This is a genomic window from Pseudomonas sp. B3G-3, assembly GCF_028640915.1.
Lineage (GTDB): Bacteria > Pseudomonadota > Gammaproteobacteria > Pseudomonadales > Pseudomonadaceae > Aquipseudomonas > Aquipseudomonas chlororaphis_I.
The window spans coordinates 1-20,167 of the sequence record NZ_JAQZAB010000068.1 but is presented as its reverse complement, the minus strand read 5'-3'; the positions used below and the strand labels follow the sequence as shown (position 1 = coordinate 20,167).

Below are 20,167 nucleotides of genomic sequence, written 5' to 3'. Positions count from 1 at the left end.
ACCAGATCAAATCGGACGGCGCTACTCCCGGTTGTCGAGCCCGCGTCCCACGGCGCTTGCAAAGGTCGATGCCGTCTGGCCTGGTCAGTTCGGGGGCCTGGTCAATTAATGATTTTAGCCAAGCCTGGGCCTAGTGTCCGTCTTCTTTACAGGGGGGATGGCAGGTGCTTGAAGGCTTTGGGCTCTCCCTTGTCCCCGGGGTTGGGTAGAATCTTTTTTTTGCTCACTTCAATGAAGGAAGGCTAATGGCTCAGCCCTACAGTGCGCGCAGCCGCGCTATCGAACCTTTCCACGTGATGGCCCTGCTGGCCCGTGCCAATGAGCTGCAAGCGGCCGGGCACGATGTGATTCACCTGGAAATCGGTGAACCGGACTTCACCACGGCTGAGCCGATCATCAAGGCCGGGCAGGCCGCGCTGGAGGCGGGCAAGACTCGCTACACCGCCGCCCGCGGGATTCCCGAGTTGCGCACGGCCATCTCCGGTTTCTATCGGCAACGCTACGGGCTGGACATCGACCCCGAGCGCATCATGATCACGCCCGGTGGTTCCGGTGCGCTGCTGCTGGCCAGCAGCCTGCTGGTCGACCCAGGCAAGCACTGGCTGTTGGCGGACCCGGGCTACCCCTGCAACCGGCACTTCCTGCGCCTGGTGGAAGGTGCGGCGCAGTTGGTGCCGGTCGGACCGGACGTGCGTTATCAGCTGACGCCGGATCTGCTGGAGCGTTACTGGGATCAGGACAGCGTCGGCGCCCTGGTGGCATCGCCAGCCAACCCGACCGGCACCTTGCTCACCCGTGACGAGCTGGCGGGGCTGTCGGCCGCGGTGAAGGCGCGTAATGGCCATCTGGTGGTGGACGAGATCTACCACGGCCTGACCTACGGCTGCGATGCCGCCAGCGTGCTGGAAGTCGATGACGGCGCCTTTGTCCTGAATAGCTTTTCCAAATATTTCGGCATGACCGGCTGGCGCCTGGGTTGGCTGGTGGCGCCGCAGGCGGCGGTCGGCGAGTTGGAGAAACTGGCGCAGAACCTCTATATCAGTGCCCCGAGTATGGCCCAGTACGCCGCTCTGGCCTGCTTCGAGCCAGGCACCATCAGTATCCTGGAAGAGCGCCGCAACGAGTTTCAGCGGCGTCGCGACTTCCTCCTGCCAGCCTTGCGCGAGCTGGGTTTTGGCATCGCCGTGGAGCCGGAAGGGGCGTTCTACCTGTATGCCGATATCAGCGCCTTCGGCGGCGATGCCTTTGCCTTCTGCCGGCACTTTCTTGAAACCGAACACATTGCCTTTACCCCGGGGCTGGATTTCGGTCGCCATCAGGCCGGGCACCACGTCCGGTTCGCTTACACCCAGAGCCTGCCGCGCCTGCAGGAAGCGGTGGAGCGGATTGCCCGTGGCCTGCGGAGCTGGCAAGGCTGATGCGTTTTCATCCTCCCCTCGAAGAAGGTCGCCTGGTGCGTCGTTACAAGCGCTTTCTCGCCGATATCGAGACCATTGGCGGCGAGTTGCTGACCATTCACTGCCCCAACACCGGTTCCATGTTCAATTGCATGGTCGAGGGCGGGCAGGTCTGGTTCAGCCGTTCCAATGACCCCAAGCGCAAATTGCCCGGGACCTGGGAAATCAGCGAGACGCCCCAGGGCCGGCTGGCTTGCGTCAACACGGCGCGGGCCAACACGCTGGTGGAAGAAGCCTTGCGCGCCGGGGTGATCACTGAGTTGAACGGTTTTACCGCGCTCAAGCGGGAAGTGTCCTACGGCCAGGAAAACAGCCGTATCGACTTTCGCCTGGACTATTTGGACGTCCCGGCGTTTGTCGAGGTCAAAAGCGTCACCCTGGGCTTCGACGGCTCCGCGGTCGCGGCGTTTCCGGATGCGGTGACCCAGCGTGGCGCCAAGCATTTGCGGGAGTTGGCCTGCCTGGCGCGTGACGGTATCCGGGCGGTGCAGTTGTATTGCGTCAACCTGTCGGGTGTCGAGGCGGTGCGGCCGGCCGAAGAGATCGACCCCGGTTATGCCGCGGCGCTGCGTGAGGCGGTAGCGTCCGGGGTCGAGGTACTGGCCTATGGGGTACGCTTGACTGCCGAGGAAGTGTGTATCGACCGTCGTCTGGACGTATTGCTCAACGGCTAGATCTGAACCCAGATGCCCTGGCTGTCTTCCCGACAGGGGATGGCCGTCAGGGACTGCCCGGCACAAGGGCCGGCCACGCATTCGCCGTTTTCGATCAGAAACAGCGCGCCGTGGGTGGCGCACTGAATCAGGCTGGCGCTGGGATCGAGGAACTGATCGGGCTGCCACTCCAGGGCGACCCCGCGATGGGGGCAGCGGTTGGTGTAGACGTAGACCTTTCGATCGCGGCGCACCGCGAAAAGTGGCTGGCCTTCGAGGTTGAAACCTCGGCTGGAAGCCTCCGGCAGATCGCCGGGGGGGCAAAGAAACTTCATGTCTATCCTCGGTAACCGACGGCTCTGGGCTCAGGCTGTCACAGTTTTCCTGCGGGCGCTTGATGAAACATGTCTGTGCTTGACGGTCAAATGCAAACAATTATCAAATGGCCGCTTCGCCTGTGGGGCGCTTGCTCATTTCGATGCCTGGGTTGCAGGGCATGTCACATGCACGGCGGCTTCCGTGGGCCCACTCTCTGAAGGAATACCTTTATGCGTTCGAGTGCCCGCGCAATCGCGCTCTGTGTCGGACTTCTGGCCAGCCATGCCGCTGTGGCGGCCGAGTTGCCACAACGCTGGGTGAGCGCCGGTGGCGCCTTGTCCGAATGGGTGAGCGCGCTGGGCGCCGAGTCGAAGCTGGTGGGCGTGGACACCACCAGCCAGCATCCCGAGTCCCTGAAGAAGCTGCCGAGCATCGGTTATCAGCGCCAGCTGTCGGCGGAAGGCATTCTCAGCCTGCGTCCGCAGATTCTGCTGGGCACCGAAGAGATGGGGCCACCACCGGTGCTCTCGCAGGTGCGCAGCGCCGGGGTGCAGGTCGAGCTGTTCTCGGCCCAGGCCGACCTGCCGACCCTGCAGGGCAATCTGCAGCATCTGGGCAAGCTATTGGGTAGCGAAGACAAGGCGACGCAACTGTTCGAGCAATATAAGCAGCAACTGGATCAGCAGCAGGCCTGGGTCAGCCAGGCCCGGAAAAAGCAGGCGGCGCCGGGTGTGCTGCTGTTGCTCGGGCATGCGGGTGGCAAACCTCTGATTGCCGGCAAGGACACCGCTGCCGACTGGCTATTGCAGCAGGCGGGTGGACGCAATCTTGCCACCCACACGGGGTACAAACCCTTTTCCACGGAGTCGTTGGCCGAACTCAACCCCGAGGTGCTGGTGTTTGCCGATCGCAGCCTGAGCGGCGAGGCGGCCCGCGCCGCGCTGTTCAAGGAAAACCCGATCCTTGCCGCCAGCGGTGCGGCGAAGGCCGGCCGGGTCTTCGAGATTGATCCGACCTTGCTGGTGGGAGGCCTGGGGCCACGCTTGCCCCAGAACCTGAAAAGGCTGTCAGCTGATTTCTACCCAGCCGCGCCGGGCCAGGCCAGCACCGCCCAATGACCCCTTTGCTTAAACCCCGTGCGTTGTTCATTGGCCTGAGCCTGCTGTGCCTGTTGGCGATCTGGTTGTCCCTGGCGCTCGGGCCGGTCAGCCTGCCGCTGCTCGATACCCTGCGCGCCGCCCTGCGTTTGCTGGGCTTGCCCATTGAGGGGCAGGGGCTGGAGCAGGCCGAACTGATCCTCGGGCAGATTCGCTTGCCTCGCACCTTGCTGGGGTTGGCGGTAGGGGGCGTCCTGGCGCTGTCCGGCGTGGCGATGCAAGGGCTGTTTCGCAATCCCTTGGCCGACCCGGGGCTGGTAGGCGTCTCGAGTGGCGCGGCGCTGGGCGCGGCCTTTGCCATCGTCGGTGGCTCGCTGCTGGGCGGCGTGCCGGAAGCGATCGGTCCTTACCTGCTGTCGTTCTGCGCCTTTCTCGGTGGTCTGGTGGTGGCGTGGCTGGTCTACCGCCTGGGGCGGCGCAACGGCCAGACCCATGTGGCGACCATGCTGTTGGCCGGGATTGCGTTGACGGCGCTGGCCAGCTCGGCGGTGGGCCTGTTCACCTACCTGGCCGACGATGCGACCTTGCGTACCCTGACGTTCTGGAACCTGGGCAGTCTCAACGGCGCCAGTTATTCGAGATTGTGGCCACTGCTGCTGGTCAGCGCGGCTGTGGCACTGTGGCTGCCACGCCGGGCCAAGGCCTTGAATGCCTTGCTGCTGGGCGAGTCCGAGGCCGGTCACCTGGGGATCGATGTCGAACGGCTGAAGCGAGAACTGGTGTTCTGTACTGCGCTGGGGGTCGGTGCGGCTGTCGCCGCTGCCGGGCTGATCGGCTTTGTCGGGCTGGTGGTACCCCATCTGGTGCGCCTGCTGGCGGGGCCTGACCACCGGACCTTGTTGCCAGCGTCGATACTGGCCGGCGCCAGCCTGCTGTTGCTGGCCGATCTGGTGGCGCGCCTGGCGCTGGCGCCTGCGGAGTTGCCCATCGGCATCGTGACTGCCTTTATCGGTGCGCCCTTCTTTTTGTTTCTGTTGTTGCGAGGGCGTGCCTGATGCTGCGAGCGGAAAATCTGGCGGTGCGCCGTGGCAGGAAAACCGTGCTGGAGGGGATCGACCTTGAACTCAAGCCCGGTGAAGTGCTGGGAGTGCTGGGCCCCAATGGCGCAGGTAAAAGCACCTTGCTGGCGGCCTTGTGTGGCGAGTTGAAACCCGATCACGGCCAGGTCTGGCTGGATCAGTGCGAACTCTGCAGATGGGACGGCGGGCAAAAGGCGCAAAGGCTGGCGGTACTGCCGCAAAGTTCGACACTCGAGTTCGCTTTCCGGGTCGAGGAGGTCGTCGGCCTGGGACGCCTGCCTTATCAAAGCGGCCGGGCACGGGATGACGAGATCGTCATGCAAGCCCTGCAAGCGGCGGATGCCGGGCATCTGCACGGTCGCAGCTATGTGGCCTTGTCGGGCGGCGAACGTCAGCGCGTGCACCTGGCCCGGGTGTTGGCGCAGCTATGGCCGGGCGCGGCCGGCCAGACCCTGTTGCTCGATGAGCCGACCTCGGCCCTCGACCCTTTGCATCAACATGTCACCTTGCAGGCCATCCGCGAGTTTGCCGATCGTGGGGTCGCGGTCCTGGTGATCCTGCATGATCTGAACCTCGCCGCGCGATATTGTGATCGCCTGTTGCTGCTCGAAGGCGGGCGGCCCCACTCGCTGGACAGTCCGGCGCAGGTGCTGCGGCCCGAACCGCTCAAGGCCGTGTTTGGGCTGGAGGTGTTGGTGCAGGCGCATCCCGAGCGCGGCCACCCTTTGATCATCGCCCGCTGAGGCGATTCGCGGAGACGCCAGATGCGTGTGCTATTGATCCTGAGTGTGTTGCTGCTGGGCGCCTGCCAGGGCGTGCCGGTCATGCCTGAACTTCCGGTCCAGGCTGATAGCGCGGCGATTCTGGACCTGCGCAGTGGAAAGGCCCTGACCCCGGAGGAGCTGGTCATTCGTCTGTCCCGGGCATCTCGGGTGATTGTCGGCGAACAGCATGGCCACCCCGAACATCACGCCTTGCAGCTATGGCTGTTGCAGGCGATGGCGACCCAGCGCGCGCAAGGCAGCCTGCTATTGGAAATGCTCACGCCGGACCAGCAACCGCGGGTCGATTCACTCCGTCAACACCGGGCGACGCAGGGGCTGCCTGATGACCTGCCTGGCGCGCTGGCCTGGTCGCCGGGTTGGGCCTGGGCATTGTACGGACCTATCGTGCGTTATGCGTTATTCCAGCCTTATCCATTGCTGGCCGCCAATCTGGACAGCTCCGAAGTTCGCACTATCTATCGCCAGGCACCGGCCTTGAGTGGTGAACACTCGAATGCCGCGTCGGTGCGTAACGAGTTGTTGCAGCAAGTCCGAGACTCCCATTGTGGGCTACTGCCCGAAAGCCAGATGCCGGCGATGCTGGCGGTGCAGCAGCAACGTGACCGACGCATGGCTGAGGGCTTGCTGGCGGCACCGACGCCGGCGCTGCTTTTTGCCGGGGCCTTTCATGCGCGCAAGGATGTCGGGGTGCCGGTTCACCTGCAGGACCTTGGCGCCTCGAACGGCGCCGTGGTGCTGATGCTGGCGCAGAAGGGCGCGCAGGTATCGCCGCAAAGCGCGGATTATGTGTGGTACAGCGCGCGGCTGCCGGAGAAGGATTACTGCGCCGAGATGCGCCAGTAGGCGGATGGCTTTTTTCAGGCAAAAAAAGACCCGGCAAGAGCCGGGTCAAATAACCGTGATTAGCCTGATGAGGAGATAATCTGAGAGTCCGAACCACTGGTCTTTCAGGTTATCGACTGATCTCGCGACCAGTTGTGATAATAATAACGATTCTCATTTCCAAGTCAACAAGGTTTTTCCTGTTTCTGCGAATTCCGCCAAACGCTCGTTTGGATTGCCCGTAAGTACGGGGCTTTAAAGGTTGGTGCTCAGGCTGTGCAGGCGGCTGACTTCCTTGTTCAACAGGTCGATTCGCCGCGCCATGCTTTCGATCAGACTATGGGCGATACGTGGATTGCTCTGGGTCAGGCTGAGAAACTGGCTCTTGGGGATCAGCATCAGGGTGCATGGCTCGCTGGCAATCACGCTGGCGTTGCGTTTCTCCCCGGTGAAAATGGCCATCGCACCAAAGATCTCGTCCTTGGGCACGTCTCCGACCTTGTGTCCGTCGACAAAGGCTTCGGCGTGCCCTTCGATAATGACGAACACATGATCGGCGTCATCGCCCTGGCGGATCAGCACCTCGCCCTTGGCCACGCGTTGAAAACCGTTGCTGTTGCGCAACTCGGGCTGCTTGAGGCGGGCAACGGCATCGGACAGCAGGGCGGTTTGTCCGATCAGGTACTGCAGAAACAGTTCGGAACGCTGTTCGTCGGCATACAGATGCTGGAACACCGCGGAACGCTGATAGGGGATCAGGCTCAACGGCTGCTCGCTGCTGAGTTGCCAGCGCGGCAACTCGGCTCCTCGACGTAGCCCGAGCAGATCGCCTTCATGCAGATAAAACAGTGGGCGCTCATCGATACTGGCTTGTACCTGGCCGCTTTCGAGCAGGAACAGCTGGCTGTCGGCAAGGCTGCTGGAGAGGTCCTTGGAAGGGGCCACTTCCATTACGTCGCCGGACGGCAGCAGGCCTTCCAGCAGGCGCGGCGGGATGCTTTGCAGCCGATTGATCAAGGCGTCGGCGTAAGCCGGTTGTTCCCCCAGTAGATACATGAAAAGCCTGCCAGGTCAGTTCTTGTGGCGTGAAGAAATGGCGTCCAGCTGTTTGTTGAGTGCTTCCTTGCGTTCTGCCGGAATGTCATTCCAGTGCACATCCATCAGGGCGCCTTCGATGGCGTACAACAGCACCTTCGAGGCTCGAAAACCTCGGGTCCGCACGGCTCGATAGGCGTCCACCGCCCCCAGGCGGCGCAAGTCCGAAGCGCTATGGATGCCCACCGCATGCAGCCATTGTGCCGACGTCTTGCCAAGGTTCTTAAGGTGTTGCAATTCATCATTCATCAAGCCTCCTTGCGACGGCCGAATGGTGCGTGGGCAAGTCTCAAAGGAGTGTAGCGCTCAGTAGGAAAAGCGCTGTTCTTTGGTCGGCTTTGGCGCAAAAGCTTCTAAGGCGACAGAGGAAAGTACGTCAGAAGCAGAGGGAGGGGAGGGAAGGAGGCAGGCCAAGTCCAGCGTAAGGCAGAGAGCGCCGGACCTTGGAGCAAAAACGGCGATTACTTGGTGCGGTAGCGCAGGCGAGTGCCGAAATTGACGGACATCAGGATTTCATCGGCGGTCAGTTCGGGTGGAAAGTAGGCGCCGGAGATCTGCGCATGGGCCAGGCTGGCGCCTTCCATGGCGGAATTGCGCAGGTCGAGGCCGCGCAGGTCGGCAGAGCGGAAGTAGGCGTCGGTGAAGTCGATGCCGTCGGCGTTCAGTTCACGTAGGTCGAGCCCACGAAAATCGCCGCCGCGCATGTCGACAGTCTGGTCTTTCGGGCGCTCCCGGTTAAAGCCGTCGATGTCGTCTTTGTGCAGCAAAGCGTAAAGGGGGGTGTCGAGAAGTTTGGGCTGACTCATGGGGCGTCACCTGCTGGAATTATGACGCCAGTATAGTGCCACTATTTTTCAGCCGTGAAGCCTTTGCGGTTTCACGGCTGAAATAGTTGATTACAAGCCTGGGAGACGCTGGCGAATATTCGCGACCAGGGCGTCGAGGCTCCCGCTTTCATTGGTCTCGACGCGCTTGCTGCGCAGTACTTCTTCGGCGCTCAGGGCTTCGCGATTGGCTTGCTGCTGTTCGATCACGGCCAGGGTCGCGTCCGACGGGTCGTTGCGATCGGCCTGGCGCTGCGCCAGCCAGCTGGCGATGACGGCCTGCGGGGCGTTGCAGTCGATGATCAGGCAAGGGGTGCCGGTCGCTTCGGCAACCTTGGCCGCAGCATCACGCTGGTCGCGCTTGAGGTAGGTGGCGTCGATGACCACCGGGAAACCGGCGCGCAGGACGATACCGGCAAGTTCATGCAAGCGGTCATAGGTCGCGGTGTTGGCCTGGGCATTATAAATGCCGACATTCGGATCGTTCTGTACCTGCTGCTCGCCGAACAGGCGTTTGCGCTCGACATCGGAACGCAGGCGAACGGCGCCCAAAGCTTCCACCAGGCGCATGGCCACATGGCTTTTGCCAACGGCGGAAACGCCAGAAGTAATCGCCAGGAAACGCGATGGAATGGTGCTGTAGCTCTCTGCCAGGTTGGCGTAGTTGCGGTACTGGCGCAGGGCCGTGGCGCGCTGCATCGGGCTGGCGTCGGCCGGCATGCTGAACAGGGCGACCTTGGCCCGTACCAGGGCGCGGTAGGCTTTGTAGAAATTCAGCAGCTCCAGGCCCTGATAGTCACCGGTCTGTTCCAGGTACTGGCTGATGAAGCGGCGTGCCAGGCATTTCAGGCCGCGGTCTTCCAGGTCCATGGCGAGGAAGCCGGCGTCGGCATAGACATCAGTGAAGCGGAACGGCTCGTTGAACTCGATGCAATCGAAGATCACCACCTTGCCGTCGATGAGCGTTGCGTTACCCAGATGGATGTCGCCGTGGCATTCGCGGATGAAGCCCTCGGCCTTGCGCTGGGCGAAGAGCGGCTTGAGGCGTTCGAAGCTGCTTTCGGCCCAGGCTTGCAGGGCTTCAAGTTGCTGCAGGTCGGCCTTGTCGCTGAGGAACGGGCGGATCTGCTCGAAGTTCTGACGTACTGGTTCCATTACGCTTTCCGGGGTGCCGGCTACGTGGGCTGCGGGAACTCGCGGGGCGTCGAGGTGGAACCTGGCAATCTGCCGGGCCATTTCGTCGATGTGCGCGGTGGTCAGTTCGCCATTGGCTTGCAGGGTGCTGAGCAGTTGGCTTTGCGGGAACTGGCGCATTTTCAGCGCGTATTCGATGACCGGGCCGTCGCCTGCGATCTGCGGCGCGTCGACAGTGCCGGTGATCGGCAACACTTCCAGATACAAATCATCGGTCAGGCGCTGGTTGAGACGCAGCTCTTCACCGCAGAAGTGCCCACGCGCTTCAAGGCCGGTGAAATCGAGAAAGCCGAAGTTGACCGGCTTTTTCAGCTTATAGGCATAGGGGCCGGTGAGCAGGACCCAGGAAATATGGGTCTCGATGACCTGGAATCCGTCTACGGGATGCGGGTAGAGGGCCGGGTTTTGCAGGGCGGCGATCAGGGATTGGCTCACAGGCGATCCTTCAGAGTCGGGGAAAATTCAAGGGCGTCATTATGGCCGCTGACAGGGCTAACGCAAACCTCGGGCGGCTCCTGTTGACTATGAATAAAGTGCGTATAATCCGCCGCCATGACTCGTACTCGATCCCCCCGTTCCGCTAAAAAACGTCCGTCTAGTGGCCCGCGCCCCTGGCTGGGCTGGGCCTTGAAGCTCGGTCTGGTCGCTCTGGTGGTGCTCGCCGGCTTTGCGGTTTATCTCGATGCCGTGGTCCAGGAGAAATTCTCCGGCAAGCGCTGGACCATTCCGGCCAAGGTCTATGCGCGCCCGCTGGAGCTGTTCGTCGGACAGAAGCTCAGCAAGGACGATTTCCTCACCGAACTCGACGCACTTGGCTATCGCCGCGAAAGCGTGGTCAACGGCCCTGGTGCTGCGTCGGTCAGTGGTAACACCGTTGAACTCAATACCCGCGGTTTCCAGTTCTATGAAGGCATGGAGCAGGCGCAACCGGTGCGGGTGCGTTTCTCCGGCGACTACGTGGCCGAGCTGTCGGGCAGCAAAGGCTCGAAACTGGCCGTGGTGCGCCTGGAGCCGCTGCTGATTGGCGGCCTGTATCCGAAGAATCTCGAAGACCGGATCCTGATCAAGATCGATCAGGTGCCTCCTTATCTGCTGGAAACCCTGGTGGCGGTCGAGGACCGGGATTTCTACAGCCACTTTGGCGTGTCGCCGAAGTCGATCGCCCGGGCGGTGTGGGTCAATACCTCGTCCGGTGCCATGCGCCAGGGCGGCAGTACCCTGACCCAGCAGTTGGTCAAGAACTTCTACCTGACCAACGAACGCAGCCTGAGCCGCAAGCTCACCGAAGCGATGATGGCCCTGCTGCTTGAGCTGCATTACGACAAGCGCGAGATCCTCGAGGCGTACCTCAACGAGGTCTTCATCGGTCAGGACGGCCAGCGTGCGGTGCACGGTTTCGGCCTGGCCAGCCAGTTCTTCTTCAGCCAGCCGCTGGCCGAACTGAAGTTGCATCAGATCGCCTTGCTGGTGGGAATGGTCAAGGGGCCGTCCTATTACAACCCGCGACGTTATCCGGAGCGCGCGCTGGAGCGGCGTAACCTGGTGCTCGATCTGCTGGCGCAGCAGGGTGTGGCGACGCCGGAACAGGTCGAAGCCGCGAAGAAAATGCCGCTGGGCGTGACCAAGCGCGGCAGCCTGGCGGACAGCTCGTTCCCCGGCTTCCTGGACCTGGTGAAGCGTCAGTTGCGTGAGGATTACCGCGACGAAGACTTGACCGAGGAAGGCCTGCGGATTTTCACCAGTTTCGACCCGATTCTGCAGATGAAGGCCGAGGCTTCGGTCAGTGACACTTTCAAGCGTCTGGCCGGGCGCAAGGGATCGGATGAAGTCGAAGCGGCGATGGTGGTGACCAATCCGGAAACCGGCGAAGTCCAGGCCATGATCGGCAGCCGTCAGGCCGGTTTTGCCGGTTTCAACCGGGCGCTGGATGCGGTGCGGCCGATCGGCTCCCTGATCAAGCCTGCGGTTTACCTGACGGCACTGGAGAAACCCAGCCAGTACACCCTGACCAGTTGGCTCTCCGACGAGGCCTTCTCGGTGAAAGGCGGCGACGGGCAAGTGTGGAAACCCCAGAACTACGACCGTCGTTCCCATGGCACGGTCTTCCTTTATCAGGGGCTGGCCCATTCCTATAACCTGTCGACCGCGCGCCTGGGCCTGGAAGTCGGTGTGCCGAACGTGCTGAAGACCCTGGGACGCCTTGGCGTCACCCGCGAATTCCCGGCGTTCCCTTCGATGCTGCTGGGGGCGGGGGGCTTGAGCCCGATGGAAGTCGCCACCATGTACCAGACCCTGGCCAACGGCGGTTTCAACACCCCGATGCGCGGGATCCGTAGTGTGCTGACCGCCGAAGGCGAGCCGCTGAAGCGTTATCCGTTCCAGATCCAGCAACGTTTCGACCCGGGTTCGATCTACCTGATCCAGAGCGCGATGCAGCGCGTCATGCGCGAAGGTACCGGCAGCTCGGTCTACAACGTGCTGCCGCGTTCCCTGGCGCTGGCGGGCAAGACTGGTACCAGTAACGATTCCCGCGACAGCTGGTTCGCCGGTTTTAGCCAGGATCTGCTGGCGGTGGTCTGGCTGGGGCGTGATGACAACGGCAAGACACCGTTCACCGGCGCCACTGGCGCGTTGCAGGTTTGGACCAGTTTCATGCGCAAGGCCGACCCGCTGCCATTGGATATGCCGCAACCGGATAACGTGGTGCAGGCCTGGGTCGACTCGCGGACCGGGCAAGGCTCGGATGCCAACTGTCCGGGTGCCGTGCAGATGCCGTATATTCGCGGCAGTGAACCCCCACCCGGTCCTGCATGCGGCGGCGATGTCCCGGCGCCTGTCGAGTCGGTGATGGATTGGGTCAAGGGCTGGATGAATTAAGCGAAGAGGGTTTGACGTGAACAAGTGGTGGATTCCAGCTATTACAGCTCTGGCTTTGCTCAATGGTTGCGCCAGCGTGCAGCGTGGCTCGATTCCGGTGGTGGACTCCGGTACCGCCGTGTCCAATAGCGAGCGCATTTCGGCCAATGGTGGCTTCCGTCAGACGACCATCAAGCGTCCGGCGCAGGCACAGACTCAAAGTATTCCGCAGGACTCGGGCGTGGTGGTGATGGTGCCGGGCGGGGCTGCGGCCACTGCCGCGCCAATCAGCAGCGCGCCGATTACCCCGGGCCCGATCACGCCTGGACCTATCGATACCTCACCGATCCAGTCCGCGCCGATCAATCAGGGCAGCTACAGCCTGCCGCCGACGCCGAGCGGAGTACCTTCAGCCAGCTCTGGCGGGCTGTCCGCCGATGAGCAACTGGATGGTCCGGTGCTGGCACTGTTGACTACGGCCCAGCAGCAACAGGCGAGTGGCGACCTGAACGGCGCTTCCTCCAGCCTCGAGCGCGCTCAGCGTGTAGCACCGCGTGAGCCGCAGGTGCTGTATCGCCTGGCCCAGGTACGCATGGCCCAGGGCGATGCAGCGCAGGCTGAACAGTTTGCCCGTCGCGGCCTGAGCTTCGCCAACGGTCGTCCTGACCTGCAGGCCAGCCTGTGGGCATTGATCGCCCAGGCGCGCGAGAAACAGGGCGATGCCGCCGGTGCCGCTCAGGCCCGACAGAAAGCCAAGGTGTCTCTGTGATGGATGCGCGTTTTCCAAAGATTGCCGAGCAGTTGCTGTTGATCGAGCGTGAGCTGCGGTTGCAGGGGTTGTGGGATGACACCCCACCGAGCACCGAGGCCCTGGCCAGTATCGAGCCGTTTGCCGTGGACACACTGGAGTTCGAGCAATGGCTGCAGTGGATCTTCCTGCCGCGGATGAAGGCGATTCTTGAACAGGACCTGCCGCTGCCCAGCGCCTCGGGCATCCAGGAAATGGCCGAAGTGGTATTCGCCGGTCGCCCGATGCAGGGCCGGGACCTTCAGTTGCAGATCCTGCTCAAAGAGTTCGACCAACTGATCGTCGCCACCCGCTAAACCCTCTGCAACCACTGCCTAGCGGCAGTGGTTGTCTATCGCCTTCTGCGTTTCCACGATGCGCTGCTGACGCTGTTCCTCGGTCAGGCGGCGCGTTCCCTCCTCTGTGTTCTCGCTCAGGCGCGGGTTGTTCTGCAACTGCGCCAGGCTGGCCCGTGCCTGTGTGCAAAAACGCCTGCGCTCGGCTTCCTGCCTGGCGAGCTGTTGCTTGGCCTGGTTGTCCATGACCTGTTGCTGGGTGTCCGGCTTGTCGGGTGACGGCGTACGGGACGCACCTTTCGGGTTTTTCGGCAGGGTGATGACGGTGCTGGCCACGCCTTGGGGTGGCTGGGCGTCGAAATGGGTGACTCCCTGGGCGTCGACCCATTTGTAAATCTGCCCGGCCTGGCACGGGAGAGTCATGGCGAGCAGCAGGCCGGCGGTCATGGCGAAGGTTCGCATTTTTGAATTCCTTATTCAGGATTGCGCAATTGAAGCGCAGACACTCGCGGTTTACAGGTTTTTTCTTGCGTTCTCATGCGCTTAGTTCGAATAAAGCACATTGACGTCTTGACTTGCAGAGGGCGAAACAGAAGAATCCAAAGTCCGCTGTAGAGGGACTGCCAGAAGCAGACCCACTCGGCAGAACATGAGGCGCACATCCGCGCCGACCTGCTACACCCGCAACGCGTTACCTCGCGCTGGGTGGGAAAACCCCGCAACACTTGGGGCACTCCCAATACTTGCTCAGTCAGTGCTGACGTAGTCGGCGACCACCGTCGCTCATGCTCTGCTGAGAAGTAAACCTATTAAGACCCGTCCCCTTTCAAGAGGGCGGTATTCTGGCGTTTTAGAGGTGAACAACGTGGAGCTTTTATCTGGCGGTGAGATGCTCGTCCGCTTTTTGCGTGACGAAGGCGTCAAATATATCTATGGGTACCCGGGTGGTGCTCTCCTTCATGTCTACGATGCCCTGTTCAAAGAACCGGAAGTGACCCACATCCTGGTTCGTCACGAGCAAGCGGCTACCCATATGGCTGACGGCTACGCCCGTGCCACCGGCAAGGCCGGTGTGGTACTGGTGACTTCCGGCCCTGGCGCGACCAATGCCATCACCGGTATCGCCACTGCCTATATGGACTCCATTCCAATGGTGATCATTTCCGGTCAGGTGCCTAGCACCATGGTCGGTACCGACGCGTTCCAGGAAACCGACATGATCGGTATCTCCCGGCCGATCGTGAAGCATAGCTTCATGATCAAGCACGCTTCGGAAATCCCGGAAGTCATGAAGAAGGCGTTCTACCTGGCGCAATCCGGTCGTCCGGGTCCAGTCGTGGTCGATGTCCCTAAGGACATGACCAATCCGGCTGAAAAGTTCGAATACGTTTTCCCTAAAAAAGCGAAGCTGCGCTCCTACAGCCCGGCTGTTCGTGGGCATTCCGGGCAAATCCGCAAGGCGGCAGAAATGCTCCTGGCGGCCAAGCGTCCTGTGCTGTACGCAGGCGGCGGCGTGATCCTCGGTGGTGGCTCCGCGCCGCTGACCGAACTGGCACAAATGCTCAACCTGCCGGTCACCAATACCCTGATGGGCTTGGGTGCCTACCCTGGCACCGATCGTCAGTTCGTCGGCATGCTCGGCATGCACGGCAGCTACACCGCCAACCTGACCATGCACCATGCCGATGTGATCCTGGCAGTCGGCGCGCGTTTCGACGACCGTGTCATCAACGGCCCGGCGAAATTCTGCCCGAACGCCAAGATCATCCACGTCGACATCGACCCGGCGTCCATCTCCAAGACCATCAAGGCAGACGTGCCGATCGTGGGTCCGGTAGAGAGCGTCCTGACCGAAATGGTCGCGGCCCTCAAGGAAATCGGTGAAACCCCGAACAAGGACACAGTCGCCAGTTGGTGGAAGCAGATCGAGGAGTGGCGCGGTGATCGCGGCCTGTTCCCTTACGACAAGGGCGATGGCAGCATCATCAAGCCGCAGACCGTGATCGAGACCCTCTGCGAAGTGACCAAGGGCGACGCCTATGTGACTTCCGACGTGGGTCAGCACCAGATGTTCGCGGCGCAGTACTACCGGTTCAACAAGCCCAATCGCTGGATCAACTCCGGTGGCCTGGGCACGATGGGCTTTGGTTTCCCTGCGGCCATGGGCGTCAAGTTGAGTTTCCCTGATGCTGACGTTGCCTGTGTAACGGGCGAGGGCAGTATCCAGATGAACATTCAGGAACTGTCGACCTGCCTGCAGTACGACCTGCCGGTCAAGATCATCAACCTGAACAACGGTGCGCTGGGTATGGTGCGTCAGTGGCAGGACATGAACTACGGTAGCCGTCACTCGCATTCCTACATGGAATCGCTGCCTGATTTCGTCAAGCTGGCCGAAGCCTATGGGCACGTGGGCATTCGCGTCACGGACCTGAAGGACCTGAAGCCGAAGATGGAAGAAGCATTCGCCATGAAAGATCGTCTGGTGTTCCTCGACATCCAGGTCGATACCAGCGAGCACGTCTACCCGATGCAGATCAAAGACGGCTCCATGCGCGATATGTGGCTGAGCAAGACGGAGCGTACTTAATCATGCGGCACATTATCTCCTTGCTTCTGGAAAACGAACCGGGCGCCTTGTCTCGTGTGGTTGGCCTGTTTTCGCAGCGCAACTACAACATCGAAAGCCTGACCGTGGCGCCGACCGAAGACCCGACCCTGTCGCGTCTGACGCTGACCACCGTGGGGCACGATGAAATCATCGAGCAGATCACCAAGAACCTGAACAAGCTGGTTGAAGTGGTCAAGCTGGTCGACCTGTCGGAAAGCGCTCACATCGAGCGCGAGCTGATGCTGGTCAAGGTCAAGGCCACCGGCGCCCAGCGCGCCGAGGTCAAGCGCACTACCGATATTTACCGTGGGCAGATCGTCGACGTCAGTGCCAGCGTGTATACCGTTCAATTGACCGGTACCAGCGACAAGCTCGACAGTTTCATCCAGTCGATCGGCACCGCCTCGATTCTGGAAACCGTACGCAGTGGCGTCACCGGCATTGCCCGTGGCGATAAAGTACTCAGCATCTAACTCAAATTAGCGAACGGCCTGAACGGCCTGATATAGGGGAAATTCATGAAAGTTTTCTACGATAAAGACTGCGACCTCTCGATCATCCAGGGCAAGAAAGTTGCCATCATCGGTTACGGTTCCCAGGGCCACGCTCAAGCGTGCAACCTGAAAGACTCCGGCGTCGACGTGACCGTTGGCCTGCGTAAAGGCTCGGCTACCGTTGCCAAGGCTGAAGCCCATGGCCTGAAAGTGACCGACGTTGCCGCGGCCGTTGCCGGCGCCGACCTGGTCATGATCCTGACCCCGGACGAGTTCCAGTCCCAGCTGTACAAGAACGAAATCGAGCCGAACATCAAGAAGGGCGCCACCCTGGCCTTCTCCCACGGCTTCGCGATCCACTACAACCAGGTTGTTCCGCGCGCCGACCTCGACGTGATCATGATCGCGCCGAAGGCCCCGGGTCACACCGTGCGTTCCGAGTTCGTCAAGGGCGGCGGTATCCCTGACCTGATCGCTATCTACCAGGACGCTTCCGGCAACGCCAAGAACGTTGCTCTGTCCTACGCCGCTGGCGTGGGCGGCGGCCGTACCGGCATCATCGAGACCACCTTCAAGGACGAGACTGAAACCGACCTGTTCGGCGAGCAGGCTGTTCTGTGTGGCGGTACCGTCGAGCTGGTCAAAGCCGGTTTCGAAACCCTGGTCGAAGCTGGCTACGCGCCAGAAATGGCCTACTTCGAATGCCTGCACGAACTGAAGCTGATCGTTGACCTCATGTACGAAGGCGGTATCGCCAACATGAACTACTCGATCTCCAACAACGCCGAGTACGGCGAGTACGTGACCGGCCCTGAAGTGATCAACGCCGAATCCCGTCAGGCCATGCGCAACGCTCTGAAGCGCATCCAGGACGGCGAATACGCCAAGATGTTCATCAGCGAAGGCGCCACCGGCTACCCATCGATGACCGCCAAGCGTCGTAACAACGCCGCTCACGGTATCGAAATCATCGGTGAACAACTGCGTTCGATGATGCCGTGGATCGGTGCCAACAAAATCGTCGACAAAGCCAAGAACTAAGTTCGAGTCTTGTCAGGGAAAACGCGGCCTAGGCCGCGTTTTTTCGTTTGGATAGACAGGTTCTGGTATAAAGCTGGATCCTTTGTGGTCCAATCATGACCCTGGGTATCGTCGAAACTTTTCACACCGTTGCAAGGTAATGTCCATGAGCGAACGTCCCGAAGAGCCAAACCAGGCCTCTGACGCCGATAGCCTGCTACCCATCGATGAGCATGTCGAAGAGGGGCATGACGCTGAAGGCCGTAAAGTCCGGCATCGTGGTATCTATCTGCTGCCGAACCTCTTCACCACCGCGAACCTGTTCGCCGGTTTCTACTCGATCATCAATTCCATGAGTGCCCAGAGCGCGTTGAGCGCCGGTGACGCGGCAGGAGCGAGCAAGTATTTCGCGTTCGCGGCCATCGCGATCTTTGTCGCCATGGTGCTCGATGGCCTGGACGGGCGCGTAGCCCGCATGACCAATACCCAGAGCGCTTTTGGCGCTGAGTATGACTCGCTGTCCGATATGGTTGCCTTCGGCGTTGCGCCTGCCTTGCTGGCCTTCGGTTGGGCGCTGGGCGACATGGGCAAGGTCGGCTGGATGGTCGCCTTCATCTATGTAGCTGGTGCGGCGTTGCGTCTGGCCCGTTTCAACACCCAGGTGGGTACTGCCGACAAGCGTTACTTCATCGGCCTGGCCAGTCCGGCCGCGGCGGGTGTGGTGGCCGGTATCGTCTGGGCATTCAGCGATTACGGTATCCAGGGTTCGAAGATGTCGTTCCTGGTGGCGCTGATGGTCGCGGCGGCCGGCATGCTGATGGTCAGCAACATCAAGTACAACAGCTTCAAGGAGCTGGATCTGAAGGGGCGCGTACCTTTCGTGGCGATCCTCGCCGTGGTTTTGGTATTCGCCGTGGTCTTCAGTGATCCGCCGCGGATTTTGCTGCTGGTTTTCCTCGCCTACGCGGCCTCTGGCCCGATTCAGTACTTGTTGCATCTTCGTCGGCGCAAAACGTTGCCTTAATGTAATTTCCCCCATACTCCGCAGTCTATTGGTGCATCAGTCCTCCAATGCTGCGGAGTTGCCATGTTGATCAAAGTCCCCAAGTCGTCTGACTGCAAAGAGTCGGATGTCACGCCTGAATCCCTTTATGTCTCTCGTCGTAGCCTGTTGGGCGGGGCCATTGCCGGTCTGGCTGCCTGTGCGCTGCCGCGCTGGGCCAGTGCCGAAGACGCGGGGCGCTATCCGGATGTCGAGCCTGGCAAGGCACCGTCATGGTTTGCGCAAAAACTGCCGGAAACAAAATGGCAGGCGGTCAACGTCAAGGATGAGGCGATCACCCCGTTCAAGGACGCCACCCACTACAACAACTTCTATGAGTTCGGTACCGACAAGGGCGACCCGGCTGCCAATGCCGGCGCGCTGAAAACCGAACCCTGGAGCGTGGTGGTGGACGGGGAGGTGGGTAAACCAGGGCGTTATGCGCTGGAAGACTTCATGAAGCCTTATCGGTTGGAAGAGCGGATCTACCGGCTGCGTTGTGTCGAGGCCTGGTCCATGGTGATTCCCTGGATCGGTTTCCCGATTTCCGAGTTGCTCAAGCAGGTCGAGCCAACTTCGAAGGCCAAATACATCCGCTTCGAAACCCTTCAGGACCCTAAAAGCATGCCCGGTCAGCGTTCGGGTTTTGCCCTGATCGACTGGCCTTATGTAGAAGGCCTGCGCCTGGATGAGGCGATGCACCCGCTGGCGATTCTGGCCGTGGGGATGTATGGCCGCGAGCTGCCTAACCAGAACGGCGCGCCGTTGCGTTTGGTGGTGCCCTGGAAGTACGGCTTCAAGAGCATCAAGTCCATCGTGCGCATCAGTCTGGTGGAGGAGCAGCCGAAAACCACCTGGCAAAGCATCGCCGCCAATGAGTACGGCTTTTACGCGAACGTGAATCCTACGGTTGATCACCCTCGCTGGACTCAGGCGCGCGAGCGTCGCCTGCCTAGCGGCCTGTTCAGTCCCAATGTGCGTGAGACGCAGATGTTCAACGGCTACGCGGATGAAGTCGCTTCTTTATATACCGGCCTGGATCTGCGGAAGAATTACTGATGCGCTATCCACTCTGGCGCCTTGGCGTCTTTATCGTTGCGGCTATCTGGCCTTTGCTCTGGTTGTACCAGGCTTGGGCCTCTGCTCTCGGACCCGATCCAGGGAAAGTGCTGGTCGATCGTCTGGGGTTGGGGACGCTGATCTTTTTGCTGATCACCCTGAGCATGACCCCTCTACAGAAACTGACGGGGTGGGCGGGCTGGATCGCGGTACGCCGACAGCTCGGTTTGTGGTGCTTTGCTTATGTGGTGCTGCATTTAAGTGCCTACGCCGTATTTATCCTCGGGCTCGATTGGTCACAGCTGGGAGTGGAGTTGCGTAAGCGGCCCTACATTATTGTAGGAAGCCTGGGGTTCCTCGGGTTGTTGGCCTTGGCGGTGACTTCCAATAGATACAGCCAGCGTCGCCTGGGCAGTCGTTGGAAGAAACTGCATCGGTTGGTCTATCTCATTCTTGGGCTGGGTTTACTGCATATGCTCTGGATTGTTCGAGCCGATCTTAAAGAGTGGGCTATCTATGCTTCTATCGGCGCATTGTTATTACTGTTGCGGCTGCCGCCGGTGACACGTCGAATCCCCCGTTTAATGGTGAAAAAACCATCTTCTGCAACAAAAGCGTAATTAGGGGTTGACGGCAGATTCTGGAAGTCTATAATTCGCCCCACTTCCGGCGCAGTCG

At 61.0% G+C, this 20,167-nt stretch carries 21 protein-coding genes; 15 read left to right on the top strand and 6 right to left on the bottom strand.

Going from position 1 to position 20,167, the window contains the following annotated elements:
• Positions 1 to 245: 245 nt before the first annotated feature.
• A complete protein-coding gene (locus PVZ80_RS06885; protein ID WP_009050892.1) occupies positions 246 to 1,418 on the top strand; it encodes a pyridoxal phosphate-dependent aminotransferase in 1,173 nt (390 codons plus the stop codon).
• A complete protein-coding gene (gene sfsA / locus PVZ80_RS06880) occupies positions 1,418 to 2,131 on the top strand; it encodes a DNA/RNA nuclease SfsA (RefSeq protein ID WP_009050891.1) in 714 nt (237 codons plus the stop codon). The genes PVZ80_RS06885 and sfsA overlap by 1 nt, the downstream gene beginning before the upstream one ends.
• On the opposite strand, the gene PVZ80_RS06875 is transcribed toward sfsA, so the two are convergent.
• Positions 2,128 to 2,445 (bottom strand): Rieske (2Fe-2S) protein, encoded by a 318-nt coding sequence (locus PVZ80_RS06875; RefSeq protein WP_009050890.1) that lies wholly within the window; start codon positions 2,443 to 2,445, stop codon positions 2,128 to 2,130. The two genes, sfsA and PVZ80_RS06875, sit on opposite strands and share 4 nt — an antisense overlap.
• Positions 2,446 to 2,658: 213 nt before the next feature.
• On the opposite strand from PVZ80_RS06875, the gene PVZ80_RS06870 reads away from it, so the two are divergent.
• Genes PVZ80_RS06870 through PVZ80_RS06855 form a run of 4 tightly spaced genes read left to right on the top strand, consistent with a single transcriptional unit; the run spans position 2,659 to position 6,232 of the window.
• Positions 2,659 to 3,546 carry a heme/hemin ABC transporter substrate-binding protein gene (locus tag PVZ80_RS06870; RefSeq protein ID WP_016703662.1) on the top strand — a complete coding sequence of 296 codons (888 nt, stop codon included), beginning with the start codon at positions 2,659 to 2,661 and terminating at the stop codon, positions 3,544 to 3,546.
• 50 nt (positions 3,547 to 3,596) lie between these two features.
• Entirely contained in the window at positions 3,597 to 4,580 is a 984-nt protein-coding gene (locus PVZ80_RS06865) for a FecCD family ABC transporter permease (protein ID WP_164486319.1), read from the top strand.
• On the top strand, positions 4,580 to 5,347 hold the full coding sequence (locus tag PVZ80_RS06860; RefSeq protein WP_016703660.1) for a heme ABC transporter ATP-binding protein: 768 nt from the start codon (positions 4,580 to 4,582) through the stop codon (positions 5,345 to 5,347). The genes PVZ80_RS06865 and PVZ80_RS06860 overlap by 1 nt, the downstream gene beginning before the upstream one ends.
• Before the next feature lie 21 nt (positions 5,348 to 5,368).
• Positions 5,369 to 6,232, top strand: a complete 864-nt coding sequence (locus tag PVZ80_RS06855) for a ChaN family lipoprotein (protein WP_124302163.1) — start codon at positions 5,369 to 5,371, stop codon at positions 6,230 to 6,232.
• Positions 6,233 to 6,466: 234 nt separating this feature from the next.
• Here PVZ80_RS06855 and PVZ80_RS06850 read toward each other — a convergent pair whose 3' ends face one another.
• From PVZ80_RS06850 to PVZ80_RS06835, 4 genes are all read right to left on the bottom strand, one after another.
• Entirely contained in the window at positions 6,467 to 7,267 is an 801-nt protein-coding gene (locus PVZ80_RS06850; RefSeq protein ID WP_038635168.1) for a Crp/Fnr family transcriptional regulator, read from the bottom strand.
• 15 nt (positions 7,268 to 7,282) lie between these two features.
• Positions 7,283 to 7,555 (bottom strand): TfoX/Sxy family protein, encoded by a 273-nt coding sequence (locus tag PVZ80_RS06845; protein ID WP_009050884.1) that lies wholly within the window; start codon positions 7,553 to 7,555, stop codon positions 7,283 to 7,285.
• 212 nt (positions 7,556 to 7,767) lie between these two features.
• Positions 7,768 to 8,112 carry a pentapeptide repeat-containing protein gene (locus PVZ80_RS06840; protein ID WP_009050883.1) on the bottom strand — a complete coding sequence of 115 codons (345 nt, stop codon included), beginning with the start codon at positions 8,110 to 8,112 and terminating at the stop codon, positions 7,768 to 7,770.
• Between the two features lie 90 nt (positions 8,113 to 8,202).
• Positions 8,203 to 9,759, bottom strand: a complete 1,557-nt coding sequence (locus PVZ80_RS06835; RefSeq protein WP_053269940.1) for a bifunctional aminoglycoside phosphotransferase/ATP-binding protein — start codon at positions 9,757 to 9,759, stop codon at positions 8,203 to 8,205.
• Between the two features lie 117 nt (positions 9,760 to 9,876).
• Between PVZ80_RS06835 and mrcB the strand changes: the two genes are divergently transcribed.
• The 3 genes from mrcB to PVZ80_RS06820 are packed head-to-tail and all read left to right on the top strand — an operon-like array spanning position 9,877 to position 13,284.
• Positions 9,877 to 12,201 (top strand): penicillin-binding protein 1B, encoded by a 2,325-nt coding sequence (gene mrcB / locus PVZ80_RS06830; RefSeq protein ID WP_009050881.1) that lies wholly within the window; start codon positions 9,877 to 9,879, stop codon positions 12,199 to 12,201.
• A gap of 16 nt (positions 12,202 to 12,217) precedes the next feature.
• Positions 12,218 to 12,949, top strand: coding sequence for a tetratricopeptide repeat protein (locus PVZ80_RS06825; RefSeq protein WP_016703656.1), 732 nt, complete (start codon positions 12,218 to 12,220; stop codon positions 12,947 to 12,949).
• The gene (locus PVZ80_RS06820) at positions 12,949 to 13,284 is read left to right on the top strand and encodes a YqcC family protein (RefSeq protein ID WP_016703655.1); all 336 of its coding nucleotides are present in this window, start codon (positions 12,949 to 12,951) and stop codon (positions 13,282 to 13,284) included. Before PVZ80_RS06825 ends, PVZ80_RS06820 begins: the two co-directional genes overlap by 1 nt.
• Positions 13,285 to 13,302: 18 nt before the next feature.
• Here PVZ80_RS06820 and PVZ80_RS06815 read toward each other — a convergent pair whose 3' ends face one another.
• Positions 13,303 to 13,725 (bottom strand): DUF4124 domain-containing protein, encoded by a 423-nt coding sequence (locus PVZ80_RS06815; protein WP_273863579.1) that lies wholly within the window; start codon positions 13,723 to 13,725, stop codon positions 13,303 to 13,305.
• A gap of 403 nt (positions 13,726 to 14,128) precedes the next feature.
• Here PVZ80_RS06815 and PVZ80_RS06810 point away from each other — a divergent pair, with 403 nt between their 5' ends.
• The 6 genes from PVZ80_RS06810 (at position 14,129) to msrQ (ending at position 20,109) form a co-directional block, all read left to right on the top strand.
• Positions 14,129 to 15,853: an acetolactate synthase 3 large subunit gene (locus tag PVZ80_RS06810; RefSeq protein ID WP_007924621.1), complete on the top strand. Its 1,725-nt coding sequence runs from the start codon at positions 14,129 to 14,131 to the stop codon at positions 15,851 to 15,853.
• A gap of 2 nt (positions 15,854 to 15,855) precedes the next feature.
• Entirely contained in the window at positions 15,856 to 16,347 is a 492-nt protein-coding gene (ilvN, locus tag PVZ80_RS06805; protein WP_007924620.1) for an acetolactate synthase small subunit, read from the top strand.
• A 45-nt stretch (positions 16,348 to 16,392) separates the two neighbouring features.
• Entirely contained in the window at positions 16,393 to 17,409 is a 1,017-nt protein-coding gene (ilvC, locus tag PVZ80_RS06800; protein WP_007959661.1) for a ketol-acid reductoisomerase, read from the top strand.
• Between the two features lie 145 nt (positions 17,410 to 17,554).
• Complete coding sequence (gene pssA / locus PVZ80_RS06795; protein WP_009050877.1) at positions 17,555 to 18,412, top strand: CDP-diacylglycerol--serine O-phosphatidyltransferase; 858 nt, start codon at positions 17,555 to 17,557, stop codon at positions 18,410 to 18,412.
• A 63-nt stretch (positions 18,413 to 18,475) separates the two neighbouring features.
• Positions 18,476 to 19,489, top strand: a complete 1,014-nt coding sequence (gene msrP / locus PVZ80_RS06790) for a protein-methionine-sulfoxide reductase catalytic subunit MsrP (RefSeq protein WP_038635162.1) — start codon at positions 18,476 to 18,478, stop codon at positions 19,487 to 19,489.
• Positions 19,489 to 20,109 (top strand): protein-methionine-sulfoxide reductase heme-binding subunit MsrQ, encoded by a 621-nt coding sequence (msrQ, locus tag PVZ80_RS06785; protein WP_041989187.1) that lies wholly within the window; start codon positions 19,489 to 19,491, stop codon positions 20,107 to 20,109. The genes msrP and msrQ overlap by 1 nt, the downstream gene beginning before the upstream one ends.
• Positions 20,110 to 20,167: the final 58 nt, after the last annotated feature.

Coding starts and splice junctions, on each gene's coding strand:
- PVZ80_RS06885 (WP_009050892.1), top strand. CDS start 246: ATGGCTCAGCCCTACAGTGCGCGCAGCCGCGCTATCGAACCTTTCCAC.
- sfsA (WP_009050891.1), top strand. CDS start 1,418: ATGCGTTTTCATCCTCCCCTCGAAGAAGGTCGCCTGGTGCGTCGTTAC.
- PVZ80_RS06875 (WP_009050890.1), bottom strand. CDS start 2,445: ATGAAGTTTCTTTGCCCCCCCGGCGATCTGCCGGAGGCTTCCAGCCGA.
- PVZ80_RS06870 (WP_016703662.1), top strand. CDS start 2,659: ATGCGTTCGAGTGCCCGCGCAATCGCGCTCTGTGTCGGACTTCTGGCC.
- PVZ80_RS06860 (WP_016703660.1), top strand. CDS start 4,580: ATGCTGCGAGCGGAAAATCTGGCGGTGCGCCGTGGCAGGAAAACCGTG.
- PVZ80_RS06855 (WP_124302163.1), top strand. CDS start 5,369: ATGCGTGTGCTATTGATCCTGAGTGTGTTGCTGCTGGGCGCCTGCCAG.
- PVZ80_RS06850 (WP_038635168.1), bottom strand. CDS start 7,267: ATGTATCTACTGGGGGAACAACCGGCTTACGCCGACGCCTTGATCAAT.
- PVZ80_RS06845 (WP_009050884.1), bottom strand. CDS start 7,555: ATGAATGATGAATTGCAACACCTTAAGAACCTTGGCAAGACGTCGGCA.
- PVZ80_RS06840 (WP_009050883.1), bottom strand. CDS start 8,112: ATGAGTCAGCCCAAACTTCTCGACACCCCCCTTTACGCTTTGCTGCAC.
- mrcB (WP_009050881.1), top strand. CDS start 9,877: ATGACTCGTACTCGATCCCCCCGTTCCGCTAAAAAACGTCCGTCTAGT.
- PVZ80_RS06820 (WP_016703655.1), top strand. CDS start 12,949: ATGGATGCGCGTTTTCCAAAGATTGCCGAGCAGTTGCTGTTGATCGAG.
- PVZ80_RS06815 (WP_273863579.1), bottom strand. CDS start 13,725: ATGCGAACCTTCGCCATGACCGCCGGCCTGCTGCTCGCCATGACTCTC.
- ilvN (WP_007924620.1), top strand. CDS start 15,856: ATGCGGCACATTATCTCCTTGCTTCTGGAAAACGAACCGGGCGCCTTG.
- ilvC (WP_007959661.1), top strand. CDS start 16,393: ATGAAAGTTTTCTACGATAAAGACTGCGACCTCTCGATCATCCAGGGC.
- pssA (WP_009050877.1), top strand. CDS start 17,555: ATGAGCGAACGTCCCGAAGAGCCAAACCAGGCCTCTGACGCCGATAGC.
- msrP (WP_038635162.1), top strand. CDS start 18,476: ATGTTGATCAAAGTCCCCAAGTCGTCTGACTGCAAAGAGTCGGATGTC.
- msrQ (WP_041989187.1), top strand. CDS start 19,489: ATGCGCTATCCACTCTGGCGCCTTGGCGTCTTTATCGTTGCGGCTATC.